The sequence below is a fragment of the Methanoregula boonei 6A8 genome (assembly GCF_000017625.1).
GTDB classification, from domain to species: Archaea; Halobacteriota; Methanomicrobia; order Methanomicrobiales; family Methanospirillaceae; genus Methanoregula; species Methanoregula boonei.
In genome coordinates this window covers 2,355,627-2,376,381 of record NC_009712.1, presented here as the reverse complement: position 1 = coordinate 2,376,381, position 20,755 = coordinate 2,355,627, and the positions used below count along the sequence as shown (strand labels likewise).

At 53.0% G+C, this 20,755-nt stretch carries 22 protein-coding genes, 1 tRNA gene and 1 pseudogene; 12 read left to right on the top strand and 12 right to left on the bottom strand.

The genetic code is table 11. The features are described from left to right. Positions 1-36: 36 nt before the first annotated feature. From MBOO_RS12055 to MBOO_RS12040, 4 genes are all read left to right on the top strand, one after another. The gene (locus tag MBOO_RS12055) at positions 37-414 is read left to right on the top strand and encodes a 30S ribosomal protein S8e (protein ID WP_012107881.1); all 378 of its coding nucleotides are present in this window, start codon (positions 37-39) and stop codon (positions 412-414) included. Positions 415-542: 128 nt separating this feature from the next. Continuing rightward, positions 543-965, top strand: a complete 423-nt coding sequence (locus MBOO_RS12050) for a hypothetical protein (protein WP_012107880.1) — start codon at positions 543-545, stop codon at positions 963-965. Continuing rightward, complete coding sequence (locus tag MBOO_RS12045; RefSeq protein ID WP_012107879.1) at positions 962-1,423, top strand: DUF2240 family protein; 462 nt, start codon at positions 962-964, stop codon at positions 1,421-1,423. Before MBOO_RS12050 ends, MBOO_RS12045 begins: the two co-directional genes overlap by 4 nt. Before the next feature lie 108 nt (positions 1,424-1,531). Then, a complete protein-coding gene (locus tag MBOO_RS12040) occupies positions 1,532-2,062 on the top strand; it encodes a hypothetical protein (protein WP_012107878.1) in 531 nt (176 codons plus the stop codon). Between the two features lie 46 nt (positions 2,063-2,108). On the opposite strand, the gene MBOO_RS12035 is transcribed toward MBOO_RS12040, so the two are convergent. Together MBOO_RS12035 and MBOO_RS12030 are read right to left on the bottom strand one after the other, a co-directional pair. Further along, positions 2,109-2,453: an STAS domain-containing protein gene (locus MBOO_RS12035; RefSeq protein WP_012107877.1), complete on the bottom strand. Its 345-nt coding sequence runs from the start codon at positions 2,451-2,453 to the stop codon at positions 2,109-2,111. 124 nt (positions 2,454-2,577) lie between these two features. Next, positions 2,578-3,027 (bottom strand): PIN domain-containing protein, encoded by a 450-nt coding sequence (locus tag MBOO_RS12030; RefSeq protein ID WP_157677703.1) that lies wholly within the window; start codon positions 3,025-3,027, stop codon positions 2,578-2,580. 558 nt (positions 3,028-3,585) lie between these two features. Between MBOO_RS12030 and MBOO_RS12025 the strand changes: the two genes are divergently transcribed. Next, complete coding sequence (locus tag MBOO_RS12025) at positions 3,586-4,146, top strand: HNH endonuclease (protein WP_012107875.1); 561 nt, start codon at positions 3,586-3,588, stop codon at positions 4,144-4,146. 338 nt (positions 4,147-4,484) lie between these two features. Here MBOO_RS12025 and MBOO_RS12020 read toward each other — a convergent pair whose 3' ends face one another. The 3 genes from MBOO_RS12020 to MBOO_RS12010 are packed head-to-tail and all read right to left on the bottom strand — an operon-like array spanning position 4,485 to position 7,675. Next, on the bottom strand, positions 4,485-5,756 hold the full coding sequence (locus MBOO_RS12020) for a GNAT family N-acetyltransferase (protein WP_012107874.1): 1,272 nt from the start codon (positions 5,754-5,756) through the stop codon (positions 4,485-4,487). Next, positions 5,749-6,171, bottom strand: a complete 423-nt coding sequence (locus MBOO_RS12015) for an ASCH domain-containing protein (protein ID WP_012107873.1) — start codon at positions 6,169-6,171, stop codon at positions 5,749-5,751. The genes MBOO_RS12020 and MBOO_RS12015 overlap by 8 nt, the downstream gene beginning before the upstream one ends. Beyond that, the gene (locus tag MBOO_RS12010) at positions 6,149-7,675 is read right to left on the bottom strand and encodes a PIN domain-containing protein (RefSeq protein WP_198324435.1); all 1,527 of its coding nucleotides are present in this window, start codon (positions 7,673-7,675) and stop codon (positions 6,149-6,151) included. The genes MBOO_RS12015 and MBOO_RS12010 overlap by 23 nt, the downstream gene beginning before the upstream one ends. Positions 7,676-7,999: 324 nt before the next feature. Between MBOO_RS12010 and MBOO_RS12005 the strand changes: the two genes are divergently transcribed. Further along, positions 8,000-8,278, top strand: a complete 279-nt coding sequence (locus MBOO_RS12005; RefSeq protein WP_232385611.1) for a hypothetical protein — start codon at positions 8,000-8,002, stop codon at positions 8,276-8,278. A 589-nt stretch (positions 8,279-8,867) separates the two neighbouring features. On the opposite strand, the pseudogene MBOO_RS12000 reads toward MBOO_RS12005, so the two are convergent. The 3 genes and pseudogenes from MBOO_RS12000 to infB all read right to left on the bottom strand — a co-directional run. Continuing rightward, a pseudogene (locus MBOO_RS12000) lies at positions 8,868-9,128 on the bottom strand (S6e family ribosomal protein); the annotation flags it as partial. A 358-nt stretch (positions 9,129-9,486) separates the two neighbouring features. After that, positions 9,487-9,918 (bottom strand): 30S ribosomal protein S6e, encoded by a 432-nt coding sequence (locus MBOO_RS11995; RefSeq protein ID WP_012107869.1) that lies wholly within the window; start codon positions 9,916-9,918, stop codon positions 9,487-9,489. A 187-nt stretch (positions 9,919-10,105) separates the two neighbouring features. Further along, positions 10,106-11,881 carry a translation initiation factor IF-2 gene (gene infB, locus MBOO_RS11990; RefSeq protein WP_012107868.1) on the bottom strand — a complete coding sequence of 592 codons (1,776 nt, stop codon included), beginning with the start codon at positions 11,879-11,881 and terminating at the stop codon, positions 10,106-10,108. Between the two features lie 265 nt (positions 11,882-12,146). Between infB and MBOO_RS11985 the strand changes: the two genes are divergently transcribed. Further along, positions 12,147-12,220: transfer RNA gene (locus tag MBOO_RS11985), tRNA-His, on the top strand. Positions 12,221-12,346: 126 nt separating this feature from the next. On the opposite strand, the gene MBOO_RS11980 is transcribed toward MBOO_RS11985, so the two are convergent. Then, the gene (locus MBOO_RS11980) at positions 12,347-13,090 is read right to left on the bottom strand and encodes a hypothetical protein (RefSeq protein WP_012107867.1); all 744 of its coding nucleotides are present in this window, start codon (positions 13,088-13,090) and stop codon (positions 12,347-12,349) included. Between the two features lie 186 nt (positions 13,091-13,276). Between MBOO_RS11980 and MBOO_RS11975 the strand changes: the two genes are divergently transcribed. The 3 genes from MBOO_RS11975 to MBOO_RS11965 all read left to right on the top strand — a co-directional run bounded on the left by MBOO_RS11975 (position 13,277) and on the right by MBOO_RS11965 (position 15,400). After that, positions 13,277-14,164, top strand: coding sequence for a metal-dependent hydrolase (locus MBOO_RS11975; RefSeq protein WP_012107866.1), 888 nt, complete (start codon positions 13,277-13,279; stop codon positions 14,162-14,164). 54 nt (positions 14,165-14,218) lie between these two features. Further along, complete coding sequence (locus MBOO_RS11970) at positions 14,219-15,031, top strand: methyltransferase domain-containing protein (protein ID WP_012107865.1); 813 nt, start codon at positions 14,219-14,221, stop codon at positions 15,029-15,031. A 114-nt stretch (positions 15,032-15,145) separates the two neighbouring features. After that, complete coding sequence (locus tag MBOO_RS11965) at positions 15,146-15,400, top strand: SemiSWEET family sugar transporter (protein WP_048068769.1); 255 nt, start codon at positions 15,146-15,148, stop codon at positions 15,398-15,400. Positions 15,401-15,464: 64 nt separating this feature from the next. Here MBOO_RS11965 and MBOO_RS11960 read toward each other — a convergent pair whose 3' ends face one another. Further along, positions 15,465-16,073 (bottom strand): RDD family protein, encoded by a 609-nt coding sequence (locus tag MBOO_RS11960; protein WP_012107863.1) that lies wholly within the window; start codon positions 16,071-16,073, stop codon positions 15,465-15,467. A 164-nt stretch (positions 16,074-16,237) separates the two neighbouring features. Here MBOO_RS11960 and MBOO_RS11950 point away from each other — a divergent pair, with 164 nt between their 5' ends. Further along, positions 16,238-16,762: a hypothetical protein gene (locus MBOO_RS11950; protein WP_012107862.1), complete on the top strand. Its 525-nt coding sequence runs from the start codon at positions 16,238-16,240 to the stop codon at positions 16,760-16,762. A 6-nt stretch (positions 16,763-16,768) separates the two neighbouring features. Here MBOO_RS11950 and MBOO_RS11945 read toward each other — a convergent pair whose 3' ends face one another. Together MBOO_RS11945 and MBOO_RS11940 are read right to left on the bottom strand one after the other, a co-directional pair. Then, positions 16,769-17,866 (bottom strand): ABC transporter permease, encoded by a 1,098-nt coding sequence (locus MBOO_RS11945; RefSeq protein ID WP_012107861.1) that lies wholly within the window; start codon positions 17,864-17,866, stop codon positions 16,769-16,771. Next, positions 17,863-19,668 carry an ABC transporter permease gene (locus MBOO_RS11940; RefSeq protein WP_012107860.1) on the bottom strand — a complete coding sequence of 602 codons (1,806 nt, stop codon included), beginning with the start codon at positions 19,666-19,668 and terminating at the stop codon, positions 17,863-17,865. The genes MBOO_RS11945 and MBOO_RS11940 overlap by 4 nt, the downstream gene beginning before the upstream one ends. 153 nt (positions 19,669-19,821) lie before the next feature. On the opposite strand from MBOO_RS11940, the gene MBOO_RS11935 reads away from it, so the two are divergent. Further along, positions 19,822-20,712 (top strand): ABC transporter ATP-binding protein, encoded by an 891-nt coding sequence (locus tag MBOO_RS11935; RefSeq protein WP_012107859.1) that lies wholly within the window; start codon positions 19,822-19,824, stop codon positions 20,710-20,712. Positions 20,713-20,755: the final 43 nt, after the last annotated feature.

The following is a 20,755-nucleotide window of genomic DNA, read 5'->3' as shown; positions in this document are numbered from 1 at the left end:
TAGGTCCCGGGAAAAGATCTGAAAGGAAGTAACACCATGCTCTGGCAGGGAGAATCCATACGGAAGGTCACTGGTGGCAGGCGCCGCCCGGCCCAAGGAAAGCGGAGATTTGAGATCGGGCTTGCACCGGCAGACACCCATATCGGCGAGGACCGGTCAAAACTGGTCCGGACCACGGGCGGGAACACCAAGATCCGGTCCATGCGTGCGCAGTTTGCAAACGTCACCAACCTCGCAAACGGCGAGACCAAGAAAGTAAAGATCGAGAATGTTGAAGAGAACGGCGCAAACCCGAACTATGTCCGGCGGAACCTGCTCACCAAGGGCGCTATCATCCGGACTGAGATCGGACGCGCCCGGATCATGAGCCGCCCCGGTCAGGACGGCATCATCAACGCGGTGTTACTCGCATAAGTGCGGGGAAAATACATCCCCGATCTTTTTTCGATGGCCATTAAGGCCTTGTTTTGCCGCTGCAGGTTTTTTAACCGGTTAAGGGCGCAGCAATTGTTTTTTAGATTAGGCTCTCCCATAGTGTAATTATGCGAAGGATCTATTATCGTTACCCGCAGCGGGTGGATCTCTCGTTTGCGATGGGAATGACATTTCCGGAAACCCTGCAGTACGTCTCGGATCTGAGCGGGCAGGAGTCCACCAAGACCACAGGAAAGGAACTCATCCGGGTCAAGGTAAAAGTCGAGATCGCGACCAACCGTGCGGAATTCGGTGACATCACTCCCGATATCCTGCGACCCGGTGTGATCACTGAAGCGGCCGATCTCAGAATATCGGTCCTCGCCCTTGCTCTTCGCGGGAGCGGGAAGGTACCGCTCGCAAACGATATCTTCTATGTCCGGCTCACCGACCGGGGCAACTGCACCGATATCGATATCGCACGGCAGGACTCGGGCGAGGGTCTTGATGCCATGGACATGAAAAGTATCCTCCTTGGTAAACCGAATTGACACTCCGGATCACGGTCGCCGCACCGTTCAGGCACACGCGGAAAGATGCCCTGCGCAAGAACGAGCTCGTGTACTATTATGCGCTCGACCGCAAGTGGATGAGCACCGAACAGGCGACCGTGCTGCTCAAGCGTGCCGAGGAGTCCGGCCTGCTCCGGCAGGAGAACGGAGTCTACACGATCCTTTTTGACCCGGCCACCGAGACCATCCCGATGGGCTTTAGGCCGGGCTCGACGGTATTCGAGGCTCACGATCCGACGCAGGAGCTGATTGGCCGGATCACCAAAGCCCGGAATGTACCCGAGACCGAGGTGGCAAGCGAGATGAACGCGGTGATCCGGGAGCAGTTTGGCGGGAACCTGCTCCCCCCGGCAGCGCTCGTGCTCCTTGCCAAAAAATACGGCGTGCCGTACGAGGATCTGCGCGAGGTCCTCATTGCCGCACTGAAAAAAGGATAAACCCATTCGTGGCACGGTTTATTTTTTCGTGATTTTTATCCCGGCTGTTTGGATTTTCCCGCCAGTATTGCCGGAAAAGCAATATAATCCAACGTGCTACCGGTAGGTATGCAGGCGCGAATACATGGTGGCCGGCGGCGGAGGTCTGCCGAGATCCCGTGGCTTTTTGTTGCCACAATCATCGGCGTTGTGATCGTGGCCGGTGCCGCAGTTCTCTATTTCTCCGGCGGGTCGTCATCGGGGCATTCCTCCTCCGATATGGTCCCGCTTACACCGACCCCGACCGGCACTCTTGCAGCAACCGGGACACATGCAGTTGTCACATCTTCGACACCGGTGGTTATAGCGACCAGTACTCCTGCAGTCGTCTCCTCAACCGGCGTTTCGATCAGCGTGAGCTACATCGGGGGCTTCAACGGTACGTACAATTCGGGTGACGGGATCATGACGGTCTCCGGTTCGGGCTCGAAGGTCTATACCGTGGCAAACGCGACCGGCACGATCACTGCCACCTTCCAGAAGACCGACAGCACCGCCACTCACCCGCTGAGCGTGAGCATTTACAAGAACGGCCAGCAGCTTGCGATCGATAACACAAGCGCATCGTACGGCAAGGTCACGGTCTCGGCAACCGTGTGATGCCGGGAACGTTACGATTTTTTTTATTACAGGAGCCGGACGCTTTTTAGAGCCGGGATACTGCCCGGACTGCTGCCTCTTCGGTATCGTAGATGGCAATAATCTGTGTAAACCCGGTCATGGAAATGATATGGTCGACAAATTTCGTGAGCGCAAAGACACCGAAGTGGACATGGGATTCTTTTGCCTTTTTCCCGATGGCAAGGAACACCCGGAGCCCCGAGCTCGATATATATTCTGATCCGGACATGTCGCAGAGGAGTGCCTTTGGTTCGCGTGCAACATATTCCCGGAGCTCCTTTTCCAGGGCCATGGCTTCCACGTGATCGAGAGAAACGGGCAGGGTGACGATGAGGCAGTCACCTTTTTCCCGGACTGTGCAGAGTGCCATGGTCATTACCTGGGTCAGTTACGTTCCTGTCTCCTCTTTAAGGTATTAAGGATTGAGGATAATCCGGGGCTGAGGTCCGGTGTCCTGCCATCTCATCAACAGGAATATGCCCTAACAGAACGGATTATTTGTTTTGTTTCCCGATTTTTTTAAGTCGGGCATTCCCCTCTTTTGGGGAAATGAGCACAAGCCGGTATTTGTCAGCGAGTGCCTTTGATACCTCCGTCACCAGTCTTTGATCGAATGTCACGAAATAATTGGCTTTGATTGAGATGGCGGTTGCAAGTAGAATCGCGTCCTGCGTCTTTACCCTCTTGAATTTAAAGATCAGAGAGGCGACAATTTCAGAAAAGTTATCGCCATCTTCTTCTGGTTCGTCGGACAAGGGGAAGATTGAGCCGTTCCCGAACAATACATCGAATCTGTTTTCAATATCTTCGTATACGGACTCCATGGAGTCTTCCGGAAGATCGATGGCATTCTTCTCTTCGTTCCAGCGGGAAAGCGGGGTACCGTTCCTGAATAACAGGATGCTCCGGATTTCGTCGCGGACGGCAGAGTAGACTTCATTCATCGCGAGGTATGAAAAATAAAATTCATCCGGCAATCCCTTTGATCTCAGATCGATAATTCCCTGGATGAAATCAATGGAAGGCTTATGCCGGTTCAGATAGATATCGCGAAAATCGGAGGGGATTTGGTATTTTTTGATAAGAAGCGCAAGGACTCCGGAGTCAGTGATCAGCCAGGGGACGAGTGTATTGGTATCAATACACCATCGGCTGCCGACGTACGTCAACGTTATCTCCTTGCTTTTTTCTTTGGGCTCCACAACCCCTTGATCTGTCCTGCTTCACCGTTCACGCTCGAACGCTGCCGCAGTTGATAATATTTTCCGGTTACGGGGTTATGGATTCGTTTGGTTGGCATAATGGCACTGACATTAGGTATTTCGTAAGTGATAATAGTTGTTTGCACTGAGCTGGTGTCGTGGGGTCTCATGTAAAAATGAGCTCGGGAGTTGAAGATCACAGTTTTGTTCGATCCGCCCCCAGTGGTAGTCCGGCACCCTTCCGGCTAGAACTGTCCTCCGATATCTTTATCGGGCCGCCACCATGACAGAAAAATAACTATGCCTCCCTCTGCTGTAAAAACGATCCGTGACCAGATCTTCTGGCAGTACGCAAAGCTGATCTCGAAATCCGCCGGGCTTTCAAATGCCCGGGCCTTCCAGATGAGCCGGTTTGTGAAGCTCCGTGACGGAGAGATCGTGTGGTCGTCCACGATCCGGGAATGGCTGCACGAGCACGAGAATCCGGGTGCATGCATCTACTGCGGGGCAGCGGGCGGTCCGCTCACTACCGAACACATCCTCCCCCGATGTTGTGGCGGCCCGGACATCCCCGACAACGCTATCCGGGTCTGCAGGCCGTGCAATTCGGCCAAAGGTGCCCGGCGGCTGTACGAGTGGAAGGGCCTCAAAGAGAAAGACGCGATCCCACGGATTGCAGAGGGCAAGTATCTTAAGCTGCTCTACGATCTTCACGAGCAGAAGGGTACGCTCAACGTGGACAAGAAGGACCTGGGCCGGATGATGTGCCCGGCCTGCGACCTTCATAGCCGGTGCGAAGATGAGGGGACGGTGGAGAAGATGACGGTGTATTGCCTAGAGGGGGTGTTTCACGCGGAGTGAAAAAATTTGCTGTTTGTTGAAAGTTCCGATCGGATAGAATATCTTTACATGATTGCAGGAAAATAAACTCAGGTATCGGACATAAAATTAGATTTGAGTTCGCATTATAGCAGAGAGATAACATGGCTCGACCAATAGAAGTGGGGCTTGTCCTTTAAGGTGAGGACGCCCGGGAATTTTACCGGTATATGGAAAACCCGGCACGCTACGATACGCCCGAGGGTCGCGAGCTGGCACGCAAGGCGGCATATCTGGCAAGAAAAACCAGATTATAATGGCTGTCTCTTTTGAAGATCTAAAATTTGAAATTCTCCATGACGGCAGCAACCTGTCGTCATTTAGATGGAATGCTGCAAATTTGCATACTTTAATATTTTTTTAAGCGTTTTGTCGGAGAGATAAGATCCACTTCTATCTTTTTTAGGGATTATTGCGTCTAACTCGGATTCTTTTATCGGGGCGATGGGCGTGATTTTACTCAATTCAATTGCGACTATGTTTTGTTTGATGGATGCAAATCGGAAATACTCCTGCTCTGAAAAGGCCAAATGTTTACCAAAGCGATTCCAGATTTTTTGCGGAGTGTCGATATGAACAGATTGGATTTCACCAAGGGCAGTGACTGCTTTTTCAGGATCAAGTGAGTAAAAAACCAGAGTTTGACCTTTTTGTAATTTCTTCCCTATGGGCCCGCCTTTAACATAATAAAGAGGGCGCTTCTTTTGAAGAAGTCGTTTAAGGTATTCTGGTTTAATTGAGACAACCATACCCTTGATGGGACCATCGCAGAAAACAGGAGGTAGGTTACCAAGGATCTTTGCGATATCTTTAGATGAAAATATCAGCACGCCATTCTCTCTTGCATATTTTTCTGCCCGTTTAGAAAACGAACGTGCCACAAATATTGGAAAATGGTACTTAGAGGTTGAACAGCATTGATGTAAAACCATAATTGGATCGAAGTCAACTTTTTCATCTTTAATTTCAACAAGAGCATCTAATGAACAATTATTAAAATCAATTTTCATATGTCTATCAAAAGCGCGATCGCTTACAACCGGATGATCCTCAATTTTCGCAGCCTTAAGAACAATACTGAGATACCATCCTCCCAAATTTTCCCAATCGAAAGGATCCCCAAAATATTCTGGCATTAAGGCCTTTGATAGGATATAGGATTCCCGCCCATTACCGTAGAGATCATCTTTACCTGAAATTAAAAATCCTTTGGAAATTAAAAATTCAATCATTTCCTTGTTATCGATATAGAGATAAGAAATGATTCGAGTCGTACCAGATTTACGACACTGGTTTTCCACTTCAGAATATAAGTCATTACTGTATCTCTGATGGATAAAATCCGGATCGACAAAAAAACTTTTTAATTCTGCAACACCACTGGCCGTTAATTTGATAATCGAAGTGGCAATCAATTTTTCTTTCCAGATCCCTATCGCAAAGCGCCTTTTACCATTGGACATTTCCGTCTGAACACTTTTTAACCAAATTTCAAAATTCGGATAATCTGCCGAAAATTTTGGAGATAATAAGTCATTTAATTGACGAATCTCATCATCCTGAAGAATCCGATCAAGTCGATATTCAGACATGGTCTAACTCCATTTGCTCGTTAACACCAGACTGTGCCAAGGGATAATTTCGATAAGAGAAATTTTGGGGAGGTGAAAAATTGGGATCAATTTTCAAAGGATCTATTGGATTGGGGAATCGGCTTTTTTTATCAATTTCGAAGGCGAAAATTTGTTTGCTGTCAGAGCAATATTCAAAAAACATCTTTTTCGAAATTCCACCGACTGTACCATATCTCGCCCAAATCTCATTTGGGGTTCCGGAAAATATTTTTTTTACAGTGAACCACCCTACAATTTTTTTTGTGGGGGATCCTTCATAAATAAAAATCACGCTTGGGGGATAGTTAGGTTTCGCCTTTCGAAATTCGACGGTTTTTTCACCGGAAAAAATTTTTTTGACGTATACTGGCTTAATTGATAATAATATGGCCATCGGTTCCTGTCTCCAAAACTATCTTTTCGAATGCCTCTTCAGAGATTAGTTCAAATCCCCGAGGTGCAGAATGAATATCGGTAATAATTCCCAACTGAATAAGGCGTTGCAAAGTGAGTCGTTTAGGGAATGAATACGCATAGAGAAAATTTACTACGAATGGCCGAATGGTTGGGTATTTATCCCACTGCTCTTTCAACTCATTTGCAGAAAACACGCTCCTTTTTCTGCAAATCCAAACAAAATCCTCTAAACTTTGAATATTTTTATGGACGTTTTCCACGATTCCAATAGTCGTGATTACTGATTGATGGTATCCACCAGTTCTGTAAAAAATAATTACATCACCGGATTGCAAATCTTTGCGATAGGACCGCGAAATATAAACTTTGGAGATAGCATTTCTGTGAGGTTCATTTTCAATAAAATCCGCTGGAGATTCTCTTTGAAGAATGGAGTCAGGAAGTAGGCTCGTGTGATAGGCCGGATAAATTGGAACAATAAATTTTCTTGCGTTTTTAGATAGGTAGGGATATGTTGTTTTAGGAGTATTGAGGGATACTTTAGGTGAAAAATCCCTGACATATACCAGTTCCTCACCGTATTTAGATGTTTTAATTCCATGAGGTGTGAATCCAAAATCAGTAAGTAACTGAATGAGCCTTTCTTGCTCGGGGCGTTTGGGGAAAATTGTAACATAGATTTCTTTGACGGACTGGTGTAACGCATTATCAAATATAATTTTTAGGAAGCGCTCTCCCAAAATATAGCCATTTAGTTTCACTTTGAAGGTACCAATTTTCAACCGTTTATTTGGTTTAAATATCGGTGTAATATCGCTATAGGACTCTTTTTCGGTTTCAACCTTCATGTAGAGAAAGGCCAGGACTTTTTTCTCCAACATACAAACATACGCGATTTCGTCAGATTTCCGATTAAACCACTCATTAAAATCCGAATAATCCTCTCGCAGACTATTAAAAAATTCATCTGTGATATCTATGTTCCCAAAGAACTCTTTTTTTATGGCTAGAACCTTATAATCTACAAAATCGGGATTTTCTGACGTTAATTTCTCTAATAATGAATCAATGGTAAAGATCTTGCCATTAATCCCCAGATCACTGGCTTTTTTATGAATTTTCTTATCTTCCGTTAGTAGAAGATCAACTCGACCTGCATAGACTTCATTTAGAAGTAGAGTATCGTTTAAATCATTGGATTTGGTATCCCAATGATCGGATACTTTTTTTACATCGGTATGAATTGGTGCAACAGTAGGAAGGATGTGATAACTTTCCAGTTTCACCAAAAAAGCGGTACGGACTTTTTGATCTTGAATTTTTTTTATTTCATCAACAGTAATCTGGTGTACACATTTTTGATAACCTAGCCGGTCGATCCAGGAAAATAATTTCCCAATATCTGGATTGATGGGATTTTTCCCTTCACGGTGTAAAATAATATTAGTATCCAACAATAATTTCATCGAGATCGCCGACACAACCAATCGATCTTTTTAAATATATATTATAAATCTCCCATATACCTTTCTACAAACTGATGAATATAACGCATTGGGATCTTTTAGAGTGCTATAGTAAGATAGCGGGATGTTTATTTTCACTTCTCCTACGCGGTACTTAAATAGGTATAGACGAAACATATTTTTTAGATTTGGGAGTTTGTGGAATTGACCGGTGTTTTGCTTTCCATCAAACCTAAGTATGTCCAAGCTATCTTGGAGGGGACCAAGCATTACGAATTTCGAAAGAAGATCTTCAATGATTCCAATAGTAAAACCGTTTATATTTACTCCTCATCTCCTATGAAGAAAATTGTTGCTTGTTTCCACCCCGGGAAAATTGTGCAGGGCTCACCGGATTTCCTTTGGGAGCAGTTCCGTGAGTTTTCTGGACTAAGCGAGTCAGAATTCTTTAATTACTTTTCTGGTAAAGAAACCGGCTATGCGATTCCGATTGATGAGTTGGAGACATTCGAAGAACCAATAAATCCATACAACACGTTCGAGCGTTTTGTCCCTCCACAATCTTTTTGTTATGTGGATAGCCCTAGCATTGTACAATCTACAAATGAACTCAAATAAACAAACAGATAATCCCAAATATGAAGGTGGTCCGTCTCGTTCATGGAATAGCAATTTGGCCGAATGGATCCCCGGGAGCGAGAAATATTGTTTATTTTGTGGGGGATCTTTTCTTGCCTTCATCACTCCACCCCCACATATAGCATCTGCGGCAACAACTCCGCTTTGATCGCATCAATCCCCATCCCATCCGCACCACAAACCTCGCTGGTCGCTCGTGGGGCTTCGCGTGCTGCTTGTGAACTCCCTGAGCCCCTCTGTGCAGTTTTGTCTCCCGTTTCCCTTCCGGGATCCGCGCTATTGGGGGAGGGGGGTGGGGGTCACCCTCCCCCCGACTGTTTTTTAGCTCATGGGGGGTACCCCCTTGGTACGGCATCTGTCCGGCCCACATCCTTCCGTCGGCAACTCAACGCGAACGGCCCGCTTTTTCCCGCGCAGAATGGAAGAGCCACACTGATCCGGTGGAGGGGGGGGTGCCCCCCACCCACCCCCCTTTCGATCCGCGGGGTACACCCTGCCGGCCAGTATTTGTGGAGAAGAGCGGAGCGCAAATCGATACGCACGCGTACTGGAAATGATCCCTGGAACTTCAAGAAACAAAAACAACGAAGCGCGAAAAAAGTATTTTTGCCCGGGAAACATACTCCTGGACCTTTCTCTCTTTGGTTTTCTTTCTCTTCTCGGCGCCTTCGACATTGGGGAAGAGCTCGTCAAGGGTCTTTTCGCCGTACGCGGTCACGCGGGCGTTGACCTGCACGAACTCGGGGGTGATCTGGTAGGCGCGGATCATCTTTCTCTTGCGCTCGCCTTCTATCACAGGATGGAACCCTACGCCCCGCGCCCGCCAGGCTCTTTCGTGCCGTCCCGCTGGGGAATGGGTACCCCCTCCTCATCCGGCTCAGGCGCCGGCTGTGTTCATGCAGTTATCCACAGTTGGAATACGGGCAAAAGCTCCGGAACCAGCAGCCGCAGCAGCTGTATCTCAGTCCTTTCGGACACTTGGTCTTGATTGACATACAGGGAAATTGTTTTGGTATGAAATAGTCTTGGCGTTGAGTGAAATGGATTTTGCACTCAAAAATGCGGTCGGATTCTGTTGCGGGATGTTCCCAAAGAACCGCGACACGCACACGTATCAGAAACGTGCACCACAGAACAGAAACCGGAAAAACAGCGAAGCGCGAAAAAAGTATTTTTGCCCGGGAACGTTACTTCCGGACCTTTCTCTCTTTGGTCTTCTCTTTCTTCTCGGCGCCTTCGACCTTGGGGAAGAGCTCGTCGAGGGTCTTTTCGCCGTACGCGGTCACGCGTGCGTTGACCTGCACAAACTCGGGGGTGATCTGGTGGGCGCGGATCATCTTTCTCTTGCGCTCGCCTTCCATCACGGGGTGGAACCCTACGCCCTCTGCAAGCAGGAGTTTCCTCCGCCCTGCGCCCGGCAGGCTCTTTCGTGCCGGTGTCCCGGTCTGGTCCGAGCCCCCGGTGATCAGGATCTTGTAACCGGCAAGCCCGAGGGGGCCGGCGTCCACTTCATCCCCGATCTTCTTGCCCACGACTGCTCCTGCCGCTCCGGTGCTGGCATCGACATTGTATGCGCGACCGGTCTTCGGGTCTGATACTACGACTTTTAATTCAACCATGCTTGATTCTCCGTATTGGTCATCCCGGGACGCAACCGATTGGCATTCCCGTTCACTCTCCGGCCCTTAGGCGTAACGTACGCCTGTGCACGTGAAGTACCCATTTAATTATACCAGTACGCTATTAAACCCTCGCGTCTCCCAGACCCGCAAGCTCGGCGCCGCCAGCTGACCCTGAGCGCTTCTCTCACTTACCCCAGAACGGCTCGGCCTTGCGCCGGATCGCAACAAATTCCGCGAGCACTTCCTGCGTGCTGATGTTGAGGTTCTTGAGCATCTCACGTTCAAGCACCTTCACGTGGCGCTCGGGCAGGTCCACCAGGAGATCGTCTCCCACGTTGAGCTGCCGTCCTACGGTTGCCCCTTCAATCGAGATTGCCACCTCAAGGCCTGCGTCCGCCTCCTTAATCGATTCCTGCCGGAGCTGCATGGTCTTGAGGTGCCCGATCTTTTTCCCGTCAGTCTTTACCAGGTCCACATCCGCACGGAGCTTCCCGCCCAGCACGCGCACCCCGACCACGGCCGGGTTGCTCTGCCGGAACACGCAGTCCGGCAGCAACCGGATTTTTGCCGGCATCATCACGTGCTCGAATTGCGCCTTCTCCGCGATCCGTTTCTGCTCGTCGCGCCATGCCACGTACTGATCGATGAGCTGGTAGATCACCTGGCCTGAGAAGACCTTCACCTGCGTGTAGAGCGGGTCTTTTATCATATCCGCCGCGTCGGGAAGGATCGGGGTATTGAAGGACAGGAGCACGCGGAATGTCGGGTTCTTGATGGTCTCGGTGTCGATCAGGTCGTGCCGGCTTACCGGGCCAACCTGTGCCCGCATCACTTTGATCTCTTTTGACTCCAGCTCTTTGCAGAGCGCTTCGAGTGCCCCGATTGTATCCGCCTTGATCACGATCCCCTCTTCGGCAAGGTTCACATGGATCTCCTGCATCTCCTTTCGGATCCTGGCGGCGAGCTCGTCCATGTTCCCCCGGGTCACAAAGAGCGGCGAACCGGCAATCACTTTTTCAAGGCCCGGGGCCGAAACCTTGATCCCGGACGCCGCCACAACCGACTTTACGCGCTCGAACCGGTCCTCGATGAGGATCTCCTTCATGGGTCGGGGTTTCAAAAGCGATCTGACCTTGGTGGTCACCACGTCATCCTGGCTGGCCATCGCGATCTCGTCACCGACCGAGAGCGTGCCGTTGTACAGGATCACATCAAGCGTTGTCCCCAGGCCCCGCTCTTCTTTTACCTCGAGCACGGTCCCCTCGCCTGGTCCCTCTGCAGAAAGTTTGAGCTCCTCGCCCATGTACCGCTGGGCAAGCCCGATCATGATCATGAGGAGGTCCGCGATCCCCTCGCCCGTGTGGGCGCTTACGGGAACAATTGCAAGGTTGCGCTGGAAATCCGAGACCCGGTCGTACCGGTCCGCGGAGAACCCGAGATCGGAGAGTTTGCCAACGATCTCGTAGGTCTTGGTCTCGATATCGGTCTTCACCCGTTCGTTCTGCTTGCCAAAACTGGACAAAAACGATTCGTCCTTGTTGATCCGCCAGCCATGGATCCGGTCCACCTTGGTGGCAGCGATCACAAACGGCGTCTTGCAGTTCCGCAGGATCTGCAGGGCCTCAATGGTCTGGGGCTGGAACCCCTGGCTGATGTCCACGACCAGGATCGCCATGTCGGCAAGCGCCCCTCCCCGGGCCCTAAGTGTGGTAAACGCGTGGTGCCCCGGCGTATCGATAAAGAGCAGGCCGGGGATGTTGATGGGGATCTTCTCCATCGATCCGCTCATCTTCCGGATCGCCTCGATGGGGACGATTGTAGCGCCAATGTGCTGGGTGATCGCACCTGCTTCCGAGGCAACGACCGATGACCCGCGGATCCGGTCGAGAAGTGAGGTTTTCCCGTGATCCACATGTCCCATGACGCACACGATCGGCGTCCTGATCTTCGGGTCTGACATACCCCAAACCTCCCTTATGCACACGCGCCCTGGATTACAGGATATCAAAAACCGTTCGTGGTGCGGCCTGAGATGCCGCTTCCCCGTTCCTACGCTAATCCTGTCAGGGCCACCTGTTATCTTAATGGATGCCTTACCCTATTAATCATCGCTCCCTGACCCTTGCCACAAGGCAACCGGCGGCAGACCCGTATCCTCCCTGTCCACGCGGTGCAGCAGGGAGTTAAATTAATCAGAGTCCACAACCAAGTTAACAGGAACATCTGCCAGGGTAGGGTAGTCTGGTTATCCTAAGGGGCTGTGGATCCCTCGACCCGGGTTCAAATCTCGGCCCTGGCCTCGTTTTTCTCCTGTATTTTGCTTCTTGAAGAGTTACGGGGCGGCCGTACTGTTATCCGCGTGCAAAAAAGACCCTGCACACAAGAAAATGCCCCCGGGTGGCACAAAATCAAAAAAACGGCCTGGTCAGGATGAGACCATGCCTGCAACTGTCCAGGGGCCGCCCGCGGTCACATCAAGGTAATACTTTCCTGCGCCCAGTTTCTCGGTATCGGTCACAGTGCCGGTCCCGATCGCGTTTGCAAGGAGCGCAACCCGGCATCCTGCGCTGTCCGTGATCCAGACAATATAGTTGCCCCCTCCTGTGTGGTCAAGGGTAAACACCCAAAGGCCGGGGCTTGTCACCGTAAAGGGGACCACCGTTGTCCCGTTCCCGGCAAAGGAGACCGATCCAGCGCTGTTCGTTCCCTGGTAGAGTGAGTACGTGATCCCCGAGGCCGTCTTTTTGGTGATCGTATTTGCATCCGGCGCATAGATCCAGACGCTCTTTACCCCTGTATCACGGGTTACGATGTACTGGTTGTCTCCGGCCTCTACCCAGGTCCCGTTGAAGCTCACCCCGGGCTGATTGGAAAAGGTCTCCTGGGTTGTCCCGTCCAGGCCAAATGTGATCCGGAACTGGTTCGCCTGTCCCGGGCTCCTCCATGTGCCGGCAATGGGATCGAGATCGAGCGATCCCGGTAGCGTCCGGGTGCAGGAAGAAAGGGCTGCAGCAGCATCGGCTGCAGGAGATGCAGAGCTGGTCGCAATACCGGCCTGGGCGCTTTCCATGCACCCGGCCGTAAGGATCGCACCGATGCAGAGTACAACAAGGCAGACGATCCCGGCAAATTTCCCGATCCGGGCCGGTATTCCTGCTGGTGTGGTCATATCCCTCTTCTCCCCCGTGTTGCCTTGATCCATTGTTGCCTGGGTATTTGAGTAGTTTCCGCTGATGTAACCGCGTGGTTAGCTCAATGAATCGCCTGGTTATGCCCACACCCGCTCCGGGGTACCGGGCCGGCGGCGGGATGCAGGATCGATCAGCCTTTTGTAGCTGGTCCGGCAACAGAAGGTGTGGACTCCCTTACCCATGCGCTTGTGGCCGCGGCCCTTGCGTACGCCGCCGGTCTCCCGCATCTCCTGCCCTTTTTTGTGCTCGGTGCGGTCATCATCGATGCCGACGTCCTTTTTTCCCTCTTCTCCCGTAACACTCCCTCACTCTACCTTTTTATTCACGGCGGGATCGCCCACAGCCTTACAGGTGCCGTTGTCATGTCCGCGCTCGCATATGCCGGTATCGTGCTCGCTACCATTGCCGGTCTCATACCCCCGGCCCTTTCGTTCGGCTTCGGCCCGGCCGGAGCCGCAGCAGTGCTCACCGGAGCATTCCTCCATCTTGCCATGGACCTTCCTGCAAGCCCGGGTATCCCGCTTCTGGCCCCTCATTCAGACAAAAAGTACGCGCTCTTTGTCCTGCCGGGCCCAAGCTTTCTCCTGATGGCCCTAAGCCTCTTCTTTTTGATCTGGATGGCGCTTGGAGTGGTCACCTTTGCAGGAGGGATGGCGGCGTACATGGCGATCTTTTGTGTGTTCCTGCTCGTCCGGGCAATCGCGTTTTGCCTCTCCCGACCGGAGCTCCGGGATGTGATGCTTGTCCTGCCCCAGCCGGACCCGCGCCGCTGGCTTGCCCTGTACGACAGGGGCGAAGCATGGGAGGTAAAGGAATACCGGATGGGGAGGGGTAGCGGTGCATCCATGGTCTGGCAGAAGTACCGGGGCACCACTGCCGCAGAGATTGCGCCGTATCTTGCGCTGCCGGAACTGAAACGCCTGCGGTACCACTCTTACCTTTTGACTGTGGAAAAAGAGAACGGTGCGCTCGTGTTCTCTGACCCGCTCCGGGTATACGGCCGGATCTTCTATCCCCCGCATTACAAACAGGTGCGGTTCAACATCCCGTGATCGCCGCGCTTTTATACCGATGGCGCAGCACCTTACGTAAGAGAGGATATGCATATGGCTAAAGGAGGGTATGTCCACGGGTACTCGGAGCGGGAGGCAGAAAGACTGGGTGACCAGGCCCGGACCCTGACCTCACTCCTCCATCACGATACCCGGTACCCGCCCGGGAGCCGGGTGCTCGAAGCCGGTTGTGGCACCGGCGCCCAAACTGTGATCCTGGCCAAAAACAGTCCCGGTGCGGCAATCACCTCCATCGATATCTCCCTGGAGTCCCTGGTGCGTGCGGAGGAACGCGTGCGGTCTGAAGGGATCGCAAACGTGACCTTTCGGGCCGGCAATCTCTTCAGCCTCCCGTTTGCGCCACAAACGTTTGACCATGTTTTTGTATGCTTTGTTCTTGAGCACCTCCCTGATCCCGGATGTGCTCTCGCATCCCTGCGCCCGCTGATCCGCCCTGGCGGGACTGTCACTGTGATCGAAGGCGATCACGGCTCTGCCTATTTCCACCCCGAAAGTACGGCAGCTCATCGGGCAATACAGTGTCTGGTAGATCTCCAGAAAGAGGCCGGGGGAAATGCGCTTGTTGGCCGGGAACTCTATCCCCTGCTTGCCTCTGCCGGGTTTTGTGATGTGCAGGTTTCGCCCCGTATGGTGTATGTCGATGCCTCGCGGCCGGCACTCGTGGAGGGATTTACCCGACAGACCTTCACTGCCATGGTCGAGGGCATCCGGGATGCGGCACTGGAGAAAGGCATGATGACCCAGAAAGACTTGGAGCGGGGAATTGCAGACCTGTACCGGACCTGCGAACCGGACGGCGTCTTCTGTTACACGTTCTTCAAAGCGACCGGTACGGTTCGGGAATGAACCTCCCTCTTCCCGTTGTCCACACCTGGCATGGCTGAACCCGGCACTTTCGCACTCCGCGTGCCCACCGGTATAAATGGAGAGATATCCTACGGAAATGAGGATACGGATACTATGGATACCATAACAATCCTTGGCTTTGTTGCCGGGGCACTGACTACTGTTGCCTATGTCCCCCAGGTGATCCGGAGCTGGAAACTCAAGGAGACCCGGGACATCTCGCTTTCCATGCTTGTGCTCTATGCAACCGGTGTCTTCCTCTGGTTCGTGTATGGGGTCTGGTCAGATGCTCTCCCCATCATCGCGGCAAACGGCATCTCACTTGTCCTGATCCTTGTCCTGCTCGGGATCAAGCTGCGATACCGGTGAGAAGAGAACAGCCCGCAGGCATCTGCCATTTTTTTTAAAATTTTCAGAAAATGGATAAAAAAAGTTAGTCCTGAAGGAGTACGAGGGTACCGGCGATCTTGTCGTGGAGGCCCTGGCGCTTTTTCGTGAGCCCGATCATGATAAACCCGATAAAAATGATCAGGATCGAGATAAACTTGGCAAAGAACCGGAGTGTTGCACGGCCAAAGGAGATCCGGTTGCCTTCGAGATCGGTCACCTGGAGACTCATGAGAACCTTACCCGGGGTGGCTTGTCCCCGTGTCGACTCAAAACCGGCATAATAAAGCCAGGGAACAACGATCACTAGGAGACCTACTGCAGCGGCGATGGGCCCGAGGGCTGCAATCGGTGCTCCCGACTCGGTAAGGGTGGAGATCGGTGCATGGTCGACTACGAGATAATAGAGATACATAATCCCGTTTGTCTGGTTGAAGAATGCAACCGCGATAATGCCAAAGAGGGCAATAAGGATGATGTCGACAATGAATGCAACAAACCTGCGCCCGAGGCCGGCGTAGATTCCGATCTCGGCGGTTTCCTCGGGTTCTGCGGAGGCCACGGCTGCCGGGGGAGCCGCATCGATGGGTGCTCCACACCACTGGCAGAATTGTCCGGAAGCGTCAGTCTCCTTCCCACATTTTGGACAGAACATTCCTCATACTCCTGATAGGTAAAGTTAATCCGGGTGTCCTTTTTAATTTATCTGTTCTTATTTTTGGCTTTTAGAGAAAATGTCCCGGATTCCGGGCGGTCCGGTACCGTATAAAAAATACCCGGGCACAAACCAGAAATAGGTCCCATAAGAAAGCGTTATTCATGCGATACGCAATAATTATGGCCGCCTGTTGTGCGGTACTCTTCTTTACGCTCTTTGCCGGGTGCACGAGTCCGACCCAGGCCGAGATCCAGCCGGTTTCTACGCCCGAAACAACTGCAGCCCCGACAACTCCCGTTATGACTGCAACCCCGGTACCGACCACGGTAGAAACAGTTGTCCCGCTCCCGGCAAGCCAGACGGTGTACTTCACGGTCACCAAGGACCGCCCGACCGGCAAGATCACCCTCCTGTGCAATAATGGCCCTGGGATGAGCTCGGCCCAGGTCATCGATCTCACGGTCACCCGTGCCGATGGAACGGTGGAGGACCAGAAGCTCACCAACGCCAACGACCTCGGCCAGATATCCGGAGATGCATCGATCACCCTCCCGGGCTCACTCGACGGCGTTGATCATGCCCAGGTGCACATCACCATGGGCGGCAAGGTCTACCTGGTCTATGACCAGGACGTTGGATCAGCAAACCCCTACAGTTCCACGTACTCCTCCCTCGATCACTCCTAACTTTTTTTATCCGGGCCCCTGTCCCTCCTCTCCTGCGCTGCGCCCACCGATCCGGCCTGCATATTTCTGCATCACATATCCAAGAGCAAGGACTGCTGCCATGACCGCACCAAGGACAATCCACTGCTCTGCTCCTGCGGTCCCGACGGCTATCCGGGCCACGAGATTGAGCGGGTTGTAGGGCAGGGCGAGCACGAGTAGCAGGATCACCACGAGTGCCGTTGAGAAGACGAACTGCGCAGCGGTACGCTCACGGTAATAAAGAGCGCAGCACGCAGCGATCAGGATCAGGAGCAGGGACGCGAACGTAACGTGGAGCAGGATCAGCAGGGGATCCGCAATCGCGATCCGGTTGAGCGAGAGGAGAAGGATCCATGCCCCGGCCTGAACCGGGACAAGGATGGCGCAGATCAGCACCTTACCCCAGACCATCTCGGCAAACGTGACCGGCGTTGAGATGAGTGTCTCTAGTGTCCCGTGCTGGTATTCCTCAGTGATAAGATCGATCACGAGCGCGGCAGAGAGGATGCCCGGCAAAAAGACCAGCAGCGGGACCAGGAGACCGTACACAAACCCGTAGAAGTCCCCGCTGCCAGCGGACGCCGGGACCTGGAGCGGGATCGGCGTCACATCGAGCCGGCCGGCCCGGATCGTGCGCAGGTCGCCCTCGTACTGCAACAGGACCGACTTGAGCCGCACATCGACAACTGCACCCTGCAGATCGTCGGTCAGTGTGTATAGCGTGATCTTGACCGGGTCGTCGGAACCGGGTGCTGTATCCGGCACGTACACTACCGCGGAGAGCCGGCGCTCCTTGAGGAGCTCGACTGCGGTCGAGAGGTCCATCCGGTGCACCCGGAGATCGTTGCTCCCCTCCAGATACCCAAGCAGCGGACTCTCGTTTCCGGCATACGCGATATCATACCGGAAATGGGAGTAGCGCGAGAGCGAGACCGGGTCGTACATTGCGGTGAGCCCAACCATGAGGAATGACGAGAAGAGCGCGATAAAAACCTGGAGCAGGATGGCTAAGAGGATTGTTTTCTCTGACGCGAGCCCCCGGAATTCCTTCTTTGCGATGACCGCAATGTGCCGGCCCTTCAATGGAACCACCCCAGGACGTACAGGTTATAGCAGCAGTGCAGGAGGGTTGCGGCAAAGAGGCCGGGCACAAGCGCCTTTTTCCCCCCGAGTTTGAGCGAGGAGGCAACGATAAGAACGCAGGCAAAATGGAGGAGGAGCGGCATCCAGAGCGACCCAAGCGACAAAAAGAGGACGCTCCCGAATATCGACTCGGAGATCTGGGCAAGCGTGGCAAAGAGAAGAAGTTTTTCTCCCACCAAAAAGCCGATAGCCGTGGCAGCAGAGGCAAGGACCAGGTTCTTCCACGAGAAAAATGACGGATCGCGCACAAAGAGCGTGTAGATCCCGGCCGCCTTTGCCATCTCTTCGATGAGTGCCGCAAGCACGAGGAGGGAGATAAGCGAGTACGGCATGGGCAGGTTGAAAAAAACCACAAGGCCCATCATCTGGGCCATGAAGACAAACGGGATCGAGATAAGGGCAAGCACAAAGAGCGCCGCAAAGGGATGCTTTTCCGGGAGGATCCCTGAGAGGAACTCACGGATCCGGGGCAGGAATTTTTTCTCGGAAAAAAGCCGCTCTTCATTGAAGTTTTTGGCTGCAATCGCAAAGAGCACGGCAGCGGTCAGCCAGAAAAGGGACGTGGCATAGACATAGTCTGCTACTGTCCACGCGGTCCCCTGGACGGTGAGCACAATCAGCGTGAGTGGGGAGACCAGGCTGATTACGTGGACGTTTGCAAAGATGGAGGGAAAGAACAGGTACGAGGTCGCGACTGTGGAAAAGAAGATGGAGACAAACGAGAGCTCCCGGAAACTCCGGGCCAGCATCCCGATGATGAGAGCGTTTGCGAGAAAGAAGACGATGATGGGAATGAGCGGGAGGAGGACAAGCAGCGAAGCATGGATGTAGAGCGTGATCACGGTGCAGATCGCAAGCATCGCAAGGAAGTACGGGAGCATCTTTCCGAGAATGATCGAAGAAGTCTTCACCGGCATGGAGAGGAGGGGCTCGCCCTGGCGCTCTATTCTCTCGTTCATGATGCTCATCATGAAAAACTGCGAAGAAAAGTACAGCGGGAAGATGAAGACAAAGACAAGGATGATCGAGTCAAAAGGCAGCGGGGGAGAGAGCTGGTCGGGGGTGACAAACGATCCCATGGCAGCACTGTTCGGGGAGAGCACATCCGTGTACCGCGATACCGGCGAGTTCTCCTGCGAGGATATAGCAATCTGCTGCCGGAGCTCGTCCTGCGTAATGCCGAGCGTGGGTGAGGGCGTGGGGATGTTCTCGACCGGGCCCTGCGGCACCGGTGCACCCGGCCCGGGAGGCACCGGTATGTACTGTCCGTTCTGGGGTGTAGAGAAGTTGATCTCGCTTTCCACCGATTCGGTATCGATCCAGAGCGGGTACGCGGCAAAAAGATCGCTTTCACCGGCGTACACGCTGTTCTTGTATTGCGCATAGTCCCGTGCAAGGGCGTTCTCGGCCGACTGGCCTTTCTGTGTGGCGCTTGCAAAGACCCCTCCCCGGACTATGACAATGTCGTAGGTTCCCCGGTCCCGGATAAGATCGGCGTCGGTATCCTGGTATACCGTAAACCGGGTATCGGAGGTAAAGAGTGCGGCGACTTTCGGATCATCCACGCCGATCCGGTACATCCCGTCCTGGATGTGGAGCCCGCTCTCTGCGGCAAAGCCGGTTACAAAAACAAGGAGCACAAAAAGGACAATCGCGACCGGCAGGACATTGCGGGACATGACCGAGAAGGTCTTTTTTACTTCCCAGCGTGCGATGATCGCAATGTCCCGCGCTGCACTCATGGCCGGCCCCGTATATCGATAGCCAATAGGTGTGGGAACAGGGCTCAAATACTGATCGTTGATGACACTCCGGTGTTTTTTGGCCTGCACCCATCCCAATGTATATGTTCCCGTTCCCTCCACAGTACATCAAAGCCCCCCGGAGTACCTGCCGTGATTGCCGCGGACCACCTTATCAAGCGCTACGATGGCTTTACCGCACTTGACGATGTGAGTTTCTCTTTTCCCGGCGCCGGCATCTTCGGGATCGTGGGGCACAACGGGGCTGGTAAGACCACGCTTCTGAAAATTGTTTCCGGCCTTGTTGCCCCCACATCCGGAAGCCTCGTGGTCAACGGGATCGATGTGGTACATGACCCGGTAGCGCTCAAGGAGACGCTGGGCTACCTGCCCGAGGAGTCCCGGCTCTATGAGACCATGACCGCGGAAGACTACCTCTCGTTCTTCGGCGAAATCTACGGGATAGAAAAAGAGGAGATTGTGCTCCGCACCCGCCGGCTCTTTGCGGCCCTGTCACTTGAGACCGGTGGGAAGAAACTGGGCGAGATGAGCAAGGGTATGAAGCGCAAGGTGGCAATTGCCCGCTCCCTTATTCACAATCCGAAGTTTCTCGTGTATGACGAACCGGCAAGCGGCCTTGATCCCATGACCTCCCGGTTTATCTCCGGGTACCTGAAAAAGCTCAAGGGTGAGGGCCGGACCATCGTGCTCTCGGCCCACAACCTGTACCAGGTAGAGGAGATCTGCGACAGGGTGATGATCCTCCGGCGCGGGAAGGTGATGGCGCTCGGGACAATGGACGAGCTGCGCGAACAGTTCGGCTCGATCACGTACACGATCTGGTTTGCCCATCCCGATCCGTCCCGGCTCGATCACCACACGATTCCCTACCACCTTGATGAGCGGGGACTTGCCTGCGAGGCCGGGGACATGACAGAACTCAATGCCTGCTCGGCTGCGATCGCAGCAGCCGGGGGTCGGGTGGAACGGATCGAGTCCCGGTACCCGTCGCTGGAAGAGATGCTGGTTGCAATCGGCGAATAACCGGAAACTTTTTTTGGAGAGGAGTGGGAACTTCCGCGTCGTT